The organism is Dietzia cinnamea NBRC 102147, from assembly GCF_001571065.1.
In the GTDB taxonomy this organism is placed as follows: Bacteria; Actinomycetota; Actinomycetes; order Mycobacteriales; family Mycobacteriaceae; genus Dietzia; species Dietzia cinnamea.
This window is the reverse complement of sequence record NZ_BCSW01000037.1, coordinates 20,984-28,541: the sequence shown is the minus strand read 5'-3', so window position 1 is coordinate 28,541 and position 7,558 is coordinate 20,984. Positions and strand designations below refer to the sequence as shown.

Genomic DNA, 7,558 nt, shown 5'->3' with positions numbered 1-7,558 from the left:
CTATTTTCGCCCAGCGATCCGCAGATTCCCATGAATCACCCGGGCTCGGCGACGTCTCGGTGGATTCGTCACGACCCAGGGAGGTTGCTCCGCGCCGATGCCACGGCAGCTCGACTACCGTCCCATTGTCCACGAGGGCTAAAACCTCGTCGTCGTCACATACCCACGGCGACCCCCATCGACGTGCCAGGCTGCGCCAGCCCACCGATCGGCCGGCGGCCCCGCCGGAGGCACCTGGAATGCTGTTCCCCATGCCCGCCGACGTCGCGCCCCTGCTCCTGCTCGTGGCGGCGTCGGCCGTCATCCTCGGGACCGTGCTGCAGCGGGTCAGCGGGATGGGGGTCGGGCTCGTGGTCTCGCCGACGCTCGCGCTGCTGCTCGGGCCCGTCACCGGCGTGCTGCTGACCAACATTACGACCGTCGTCTCCGCCGTGCTCATCGGGATCACGCTGCGCCACGACATCGACTGGCACCGCTACCGCCGCCTCGCTCCCCTGATCGTCGTGGGTTCCGTGCCCGGCGCACTCCTGGTCGGCGCCGCGGACCGCCACTGGCTCGAGGTGATCATCGGCGTCGCGCTGATCGGCACGCTGCTGACGACCGCGTTGGTGCGGATCCCGCCCATGAGCGGTCGCCTCCCCGCCGCCGCGGCCGGCACCGCCGGCGGGTTCCTCAACACCGCCGTGGGCGTCGCCGCGCCCGCCATGCTGGTCTACGCGCAGGCCACCAACTGGCAGCAACGCTCGTTCGCCGCGACCCTGCAGCCGATCTTCGGGACCATGGGCCTGGTGTCCGTCCTGGTCAAGGTCGGGCTCGGGGCCGCGCCGGTGTCCGAACTGCCGCTGGCGGTGGTCGGGCTGGTCGTGGCGATGGTGCCGGTCGGCATCGTCATCGGCGGCCTGGTCGCGCGGCGGGTGCCCGCGGCCGTGGGGCGGAAGGTGGCGATCGTCGTGGTGTCCGTCGGCGCGCTCAGCCTGCTCGGGCGGGGACTGGCGGGCGTGATCGGCTGAGCCATCCTCCGGTCGGTCGGCGTGGCGGGGTCGCGGATAGCTCTCCGTAGGCCGGGTCCGCCCTGGCGCGACGTTGGCGCCCCCTCGGGAGAGCGGTAGCGAGAGGTCGCCTCGCTGATTCGTCTACTACACACGCGGCGATCCTCCTATTGTCGAGGAACCCCTTAGTTCCCCTCACTAGGAGCGCCATGACCACCCAGACCATCGACGTCCCCCACCTCGGCGGCTCGACCATCGGCTACCGGTTCGGCCGTGAGTACGACCCCTCCCTGCCCACCCTGGTGATGATCAACTCCTTCACCACCTCAGTCGAGCTGTACCGGCCGCAGTTCGCCAGCGACGAGCTCGGCTCCCGCATGAACCTGCTCGCGATCGAGCCCTACGGGCACGGCGCCACCCGCTCCCGCTACCGGCACTTCACCTACTGGGACAGCGCGATCGCCGCACTCCAGGTGATGCAGGCGCTCGACATCGACATGGCGTTCGCGCTGGGCACCTCCCAGGGCGGCTGGATCGCCACCCGCATGGCACTGCTCGACCCCGACGCCATCCGCGGCATCGTCGTGGTGGGCACCTCCATGGACTACGAGAGCCAGGCCAGCATGGAGCGCGGCTGCTGGGACGGCTCCGGCTTCTGCACACCCGCGATCGACGCCCTCGCCGCCCCCGTCGGGGACGAGTGGCTTGTCGACGACGAGTTCGTCCTCGGCGTCCTGGCCGCCGGCCTCGGGGACGACGTGTCGGACTCCGAGAAGCAGTTCTGGCTGGACACGTACCGCCAGAACTACACCGGCGACGACGGCCGGCACCGCCTCCGCACAGCCTCGGTCAACCTGCGCGACCGCGACGGCCTCGAAGCCCGCCTCGGCGACGTGGTGTGCCCTGTCCTCTGGCTGCAGGGCACCGCCGACTCCGTGTACTCCGTGGCCAACGCCGAGGACGGCATCGCCCGCTTCACCGGCTCACCCTCCGCCGAACTCCAGATCGTCGAGGGCGGCCAGCACTTCCTCACCGCCTCGGACCCCGAGACCGCCAACGCGGCCACCCTGGCCTTCGTCGAGAAGTGGAGCTAGCTGCACTGACCGCGCACGCTTGGTCTGCTCGGGCGACCGCCCGGCGGCTGCGGCCGCCGGGCGGTCGTCGTCTTTGTTGTTGGTCGTCTTTGTTGTTGGTCGTCACCACCGATAGTCGAGGAACTTTCCGTCGAGGGTGATCACCACCCGGTCCCCATCGGGGTCCGGCCGACGCCGAAAGTCGACCTGGAAGTTGATCGCGCTCATGATGCCGTCCCCGAACTCCTCGTGGATGAGCGCTTTGAGCGCAGGGCCGTAGACCGCCAGCGCCTCGATGAGCCGGTAGATGGTCGGGTCCGCCATCTGCTCCGGCGGCGTACCGCGGCTCGGCTGCAGGGCCAGGCTCTCGGCGACGTCCTCACCCAGGCCGAGCAGCTCGCAGGTCGAGGCGGCCTGCTGGGCCGTCATCGGATGGTTGCCGAGCAGCGCGGCGGTGGTCCACACCAGCGGGGCGCCCAGGTGGTCGGCCAGCTCCGCCCACGTGCGCCCCTGGCGGATACGGGCGGAGTCGACGAGGGCAGCGGCGTCGCGCTTGGACATGATCGGGTTCACGGGGGATTCCTCCTGGTGGGGTGTGGTCGCGGTGGGGGTCGGCCGGGTCGGGCCGGGCGCGCCGGACGGGCGGCGGATCGGTGAGGGACGACCGGGTCAGGCCGGGGCGCCGGACGGGCGGCGGATCGGTGAGGGACGACCGGGTCAGGCCGGGGCGCCGGCGGGCTCCACGTCGGCCTGGGCGGACTCGGCCTGCAGCGGCCGCCGCGCCTTGGTACGGGCGTGGGTGACGTAAAGGGTCAGGCCCACGAAGAGCAGGCCACCGGCGAGGTTCCCGAGGACCGTGGGGATCTCGTTCCACACCAGGTAGTCGCTCCAGGAGAAGTCACCGCCCAGCATGAGTCCGGTCGGGAACAGGAACATGTTGACCACCGAGTGTTCGAAGCCCATGTAGAAGAACAGCATCACCGGCATCCACATGGTCAGCGCCTTGCCGCTCACACTGGTTGACATCATCGCCGCCACCACGCCGGTGGAGACCATCCAGTTGCACAGCACGCCACGGAAGAACAGGGACGCCATCCCGGCCGCGCCGTACTCCTTATAGCCCAGGGTCCGCGCCTCGCCGATCTCCCCGAGGCGCTGGCCCACCTCGTCGGGCGCCACGTTGAACCCGTAGGTGGTGATGAACGCGATGAGGAACGCCACCGTCAGCGCGCCGGCGAAGTTGCCGACGAAGACCAAGCCCCAGTTGCGGAGCATCCCGCCGACCGTGACGCCTCTGCGCTTGTCGAGCAGGGCCAGCGGCACCAGCGTGAACACGCCGGTGAGCAGGTCGAAGCCGAGCAGGTACAGCAGAATGAACCCGACGGGGAACAGCACCGCCCCGAGCAGGGCGCTGCCCGTCTGCACGGTGACCGTCACGGCGAACGCCGCCGCCAACGCCAGGATCGCCCCGGCCATGAAGCCGCGGATCAGCGTGTCTCGGGTGGACATGTGAACCTTCTTGGCCCCGGCGTCGATCATCGCCCGGGTGAAGTCCTCTGGTTGAACGTAGGACACGTCGTCTCCTCCAGCTCTGCGGTAGCCGCGCTAATGAACTGGACCGAGTCTGAACGCGCATTGTGTCGTGGCCGTTTCGCCGCGGCAGTAGTCGGTAACCGTCGGCTCACGAGGAGGCGGGCGGGCGGTGAGGGCCGCCTCGTGCGGGGAGGCGGGCGGGCGGTGAGGGGACGGCGAGGGGCCGGCGAGGGGCCGGCGAGGGGTCCGACCGGTGTAGGCGAGGGGTCCGACCGGTGTAGGGGTCCGAGTCCGCTGTCGAGTGGTCGAATCCGTTCGCGTTTTCCCAGGTGGCTTCGTCCACCACCGCCCAGGTGTGACCACTCGACGAAAGGCACACCCACGTCCCCGCCGTCCCGCGCGGGGTCGACGACATCGCCGCATCCACCGGGGCGACGGTGCGGTGGTATCAGGGCAACGGCAAACGCGACCTGCGGTGCTCGCCGTGAGCGTGGCCGACGTGGCGGAGGAGTAGGAGAAGCGTGACGCGCTGCGGCAGCTGGCCGGGCTGGCGGGAGGGGCCGGGTAAGCCCAGCCCGCAGGCGGAATTCTGGCGGGAAATCGGCGCGCTCGTCGTCGTCACATAGCCACGCCCACACCCACGACGCCGAGCCCCGCCCGGCGGCACCCTTCGACAACGGGCACGGCCCGGACACTCGCTAAGTGTTCGGGCCGTCCACTTCCCCTCCGGCGCCACGCTTCTCGAGGCGGCGAGAGCTGAGGGCCACTCCGGGGGTACGCGCGCCGTTGTTGACGGCGTGCATTACTTGCGTTGCCTAACAAACAGGGCGGCCGTTCAAGTCGCGCGATCAGAAAGGCCAGTCTCACGTACCGCTCATCGGAACACCCGAGGCAATCCTCATAATGCCTGGCAGAAGCCGGTTGTCTCGCGAAAGGGCAACTTCACCGGCGCGGCCGACGGCTGGAACGAGTTCATGACCCAGGACAAGGCCGGCACGATGCAGTTCGGTCCGGAGGCCGCGGGCATGATCCCCAACGAGACGGTCTACGCGGCCGTGGGCCTCCGCGAGCAGCACAACAAGATGGACGCCAAAGTCACGCTGACCAAGGTCACCTCTGACACCGGACCGCTGGGCAAGTGGATCACCCTCGGCGTCAGCGCCCCGCTCACCGAGAATCCCAGCGACTGCTCGACGGTCCCGGTGGCTAAGACCACCCTGCTCGAGAGCGCTGATGCCCAGATGGCCACCTTCGACCTCGCCGGCGGGCAGACCCGGTGGTTCTGTTTCAGCGCCACGCTCGATCCGAAGACTCCTGCCAACACCGCTCCTACCGCGAGCAAGAACATCCAGTGGAAGTTCGACGCCGAGAGCAAGGAGAAGGTCGCCCCCGCAGCGGAGCAGACCGCCGAGTGACACCCGCGGTGGTCGCGGGGACCGCCCGCGACCACCGCCGCCCACTTCCTCCTCCCCTCCCCCCTCCTTGGAGCACCCCATGAGCGCCCCGGCCCCCGCCCGTCATCGTCGCGACCCCGCACGCCGCTCGGTGTGGTCCTACATCGCGGGCGGCATCGGTAACCTCCTCGCCGCCGCCGGTGTGGTCTGCATCGTGCTGGTGATCCTCGCGGTGACGATGAACGTCTCGCTCATCATGTTCAAGACCGGGTCGATGTCGCCGACGATCCCCACGGGATCCGTCGCGGTCGTCAAGCAGATCTCCGCCAACGAGATCGAGATCGGCGACGTGGTAACCGTTGACCGCGGTGAAGGCCAACTCCCCGTCACCCATCGCGTGGTGGAGATCTACCCCCAGGCCCCCGGCGAAGCCCTCCTGCAGATGAAGGGCGACGCCAACCCGGACGTCGACCCCGGTATGTATCGCGTCGAGACGGTACGCGAAGTGCTCTGGTCCGTTCCGGAGCTCGCCAAAGTGATCGTATGGTTCGGCAACCCGTATGTGCTGGGCGGTATCAGCTTGTTCGCCGCCCTCGGAGTGCTCTGGGCGTTCTGGCCGAGGGAAGGCCGGGACCAGATCGGCGAAGTCGAGTCGCATGACGCGGCCGATGGCGCCCGCACGGACGATAAGTCCGATCCCACCAACGGCCTCGACGCCGCCGAGACGCGCGCCGGGAGTGATACCCAGGGAGGTGCCCAGTGAACGCGACCACCTCCCAGGTGAGAAGGGTCGTCACCGTTCTCAGCGCCCTGGTCATGGTTATCGGGATCGGCGCCGTCGTGCAGAACGTAGAACCGACCGAGGCGTCATGGGCGGAGCAGGTTCACGGAACTTCCCAGTTCGGGATGGCGAATATCCACGCGGGCAACCGCTTTGCCCGCGCGATGTCAACCTATGGCTTCATGGACCGAGCCGCTAAGGACCACAACGTCGGTCCCGTCAGCGCTCTCCGAGTTTCTACGGACAAGGAACCTCGCGCCATTACCGGGCCATCTACCCATTCTTCTTCCGGCGCCTTCCCGCTCTATCTCCTGCACCTCAATACCGTGGGGTTCTCCTGCTCAACCGTCGATGTGAAGAAGGCAGAGTGCGCTAACGGGGTGCCTGAAAACTTCTCCAACCCCACCGCGAGCGCTGTTTCCGAGACTCAGAACCTCGAGGTACGAACTGCTTTCGTGGGCCTCGATCTCGTCACGTACCAAAACTCGACCCCGATCCGCGCTACAGCCACCTGCTCGCCGGCGAGGGGCGCCGCAACCATGACATCAGCCGGCTCGATTATCCTCGGCCGGGACACCCTCCTCTCCGACCAAATCGAAGTCCCCGTCCCCGGCCCCAACGCCGAGTCCTCCAACAACAGGAGCTGGGGCAGCTACGACTACACCGCTACCATGCAGCACGTCCGCAAGGAAGAGCCTGGGTACGCGATGTCGCAGCTGCGTCTGCGTGTCAATGCCACCGGCACGGACGGAGCCGAGCGATGGAACCTCACTTTGATCCTCGCCCACGCTGAGTGCGGTGTGGACCGGGCCTTAACTGATTCGCCCACACGCCCGACTACCGGCGCGTGGCCCGCCCTTAATGCGCGGTCGAGCCGCATCTCGACACCCATGGCTCAGCAGTCCGCTGGTCGCCAACCGCTGGTCGACCAAGCTGACGGTGCGGAGGCTCGAGCGGAGAGCGAGAGTTCCGAATCCGGTCTAAATAATGACCCGCTCGACTCGGTTGACACCAGCCTCCCCACTCTCGCGGACGGGGCAAGAGGCGACCTCGCAGACGCAATGCCCACGGGAACCAGCGCGCCGGTTCCCTCGGTCACCAACGCTCCGTTGTCTGGCGTACAAGAACCGCCGGCGCCTACGTCGCCGAGTTCCCCCAGCGAAAGTGCGCCGCCGGAAGCGGCCGCCCCGACCGAGGGCCCCCAGGACCCCGAGCAGGTGAGGGTCGGCTGCGAGTTCGCCGTAGTCACCCGCAACGGCGTCGAACTCGGAACCGCGAGGATCGACGACATCGTCCGGACACCCGGCTGCGGCGTGGAGCTCACCCTGACCATCCGGACTGCTGCCGAGGCGGGCCCCGACCGGTGGGCGTCCATCAGCCCGGGCGACTTCGCCGAAGTCCGCCCCGGCGGATCGATCCGCAAGGCCGGTCGCGTCAGCTCGGACTGCGAGCGGTCGGCGAACTCTCGAGTCACCGCGCTGTCAGCGGGCCGGGAGTACGAATTCGTCATCGCGATCGCGCTCGACGACTCCGCGCAGCGGGCCATGCTCCGACCCGACAGCACCGCCGGGTGGGTGTTCGACCTCCCGCCGCGGCCCAAGGATGCCGCGACGACCAGCCAGGCAACCACCGCGAGCCCGACCACAGACGCGAGCGAGCCCAGCGTCGAGACGTCGGTGGCCACCGCCGAGGCATGAGCCACCCTCTGCAGGCACGCACCGAGGCCGGCTCTCGGTAGACGAACCACAGCCGCCCTCGCCCCTTCGGCCGGTCCCGCACACGATGCGC

7 protein-coding genes are annotated in these 7,558 nt (G+C 68.7%); 5 read left to right on the top strand and 2 right to left on the bottom strand.

Features of this window, described 5'->3' with window-relative positions; all coding sequences use genetic code 11:
• The first annotated feature begins 251 nt into the window (after positions 1 to 251).
• Positions 252 to 1,010 carry a sulfite exporter TauE/SafE family protein gene (locus tag DCI01S_RS12190; protein WP_244881722.1) on the top strand — a complete coding sequence of 253 codons (759 nt, stop codon included), beginning with the start codon at positions 252 to 254 and terminating at the stop codon, positions 1,008 to 1,010.
• Positions 1,011 to 1,198: 188 nt separating this feature from the next.
• Positions 1,199 to 2,083, top strand: a complete 885-nt coding sequence (locus DCI01S_RS12185; protein ID WP_061229470.1) for an alpha/beta fold hydrolase — start codon at positions 1,199 to 1,201, stop codon at positions 2,081 to 2,083.
• Between the two features lie 102 nt (positions 2,084 to 2,185).
• Here DCI01S_RS12185 and cynS read toward each other — a convergent pair whose 3' ends face one another.
• Both cynS and DCI01S_RS12175 read right to left on the bottom strand, forming a co-directional pair.
• Entirely contained in the window at positions 2,186 to 2,635 is a 450-nt protein-coding gene (gene cynS / locus DCI01S_RS12180; RefSeq protein ID WP_061229469.1) for a cyanase, read from the bottom strand.
• Between the two features lie 144 nt (positions 2,636 to 2,779).
• Positions 2,780 to 3,637, bottom strand: a complete 858-nt coding sequence (locus DCI01S_RS12175; RefSeq protein WP_061229468.1) for a formate/nitrite transporter family protein — start codon at positions 3,635 to 3,637, stop codon at positions 2,780 to 2,782.
• A gap of 932 nt (positions 3,638 to 4,569) precedes the next feature.
• Here DCI01S_RS12175 and DCI01S_RS12170 point away from each other — a divergent pair.
• The 3 genes from DCI01S_RS12170 (at position 4,570) to DCI01S_RS17270 (ending at position 7,467) form a co-directional block, all read left to right on the top strand.
• Positions 4,570 to 5,010 carry a hypothetical protein gene (locus DCI01S_RS12170; RefSeq protein WP_061229467.1) on the top strand — a complete coding sequence of 147 codons (441 nt, stop codon included), beginning with the start codon at positions 4,570 to 4,572 and terminating at the stop codon, positions 5,008 to 5,010.
• A 79-nt stretch (positions 5,011 to 5,089) separates the two neighbouring features.
• Positions 5,090 to 5,752 carry a signal peptidase I gene (locus DCI01S_RS12165; protein ID WP_082767789.1) on the top strand — a complete coding sequence of 221 codons (663 nt, stop codon included), beginning with the start codon at positions 5,090 to 5,092 and terminating at the stop codon, positions 5,750 to 5,752.
• Complete coding sequence (locus tag DCI01S_RS17270; protein ID WP_156482591.1) at positions 5,749 to 7,467, top strand: hypothetical protein; 1,719 nt, start codon at positions 5,749 to 5,751, stop codon at positions 7,465 to 7,467. The genes DCI01S_RS12165 and DCI01S_RS17270 overlap by 4 nt, the downstream gene beginning before the upstream one ends.
• Positions 7,468 to 7,558: the final 91 nt, after the last annotated feature.

Bases quoted from the DNA above. Each gene is read 5' to 3' on its own strand.
- DCI01S_RS12170 (WP_061229467.1), top strand. From the start codon at position 4,570: ATGACCCAGGACAAGGCCGGCACGATGCAGTTCGGTCCGGAGGCCGCG.
- DCI01S_RS12165 (WP_082767789.1), top strand. From the start codon at position 5,090: ATGAGCGCCCCGGCCCCCGCCCGTCATCGTCGCGACCCCGCACGCCGC.
- DCI01S_RS12190 (WP_244881722.1), top strand. From the start codon at position 252: ATGCCCGCCGACGTCGCGCCCCTGCTCCTGCTCGTGGCGGCGTCGGCC.
- DCI01S_RS12185 (WP_061229470.1), top strand. From the start codon at position 1,199: ATGACCACCCAGACCATCGACGTCCCCCACCTCGGCGGCTCGACCATC.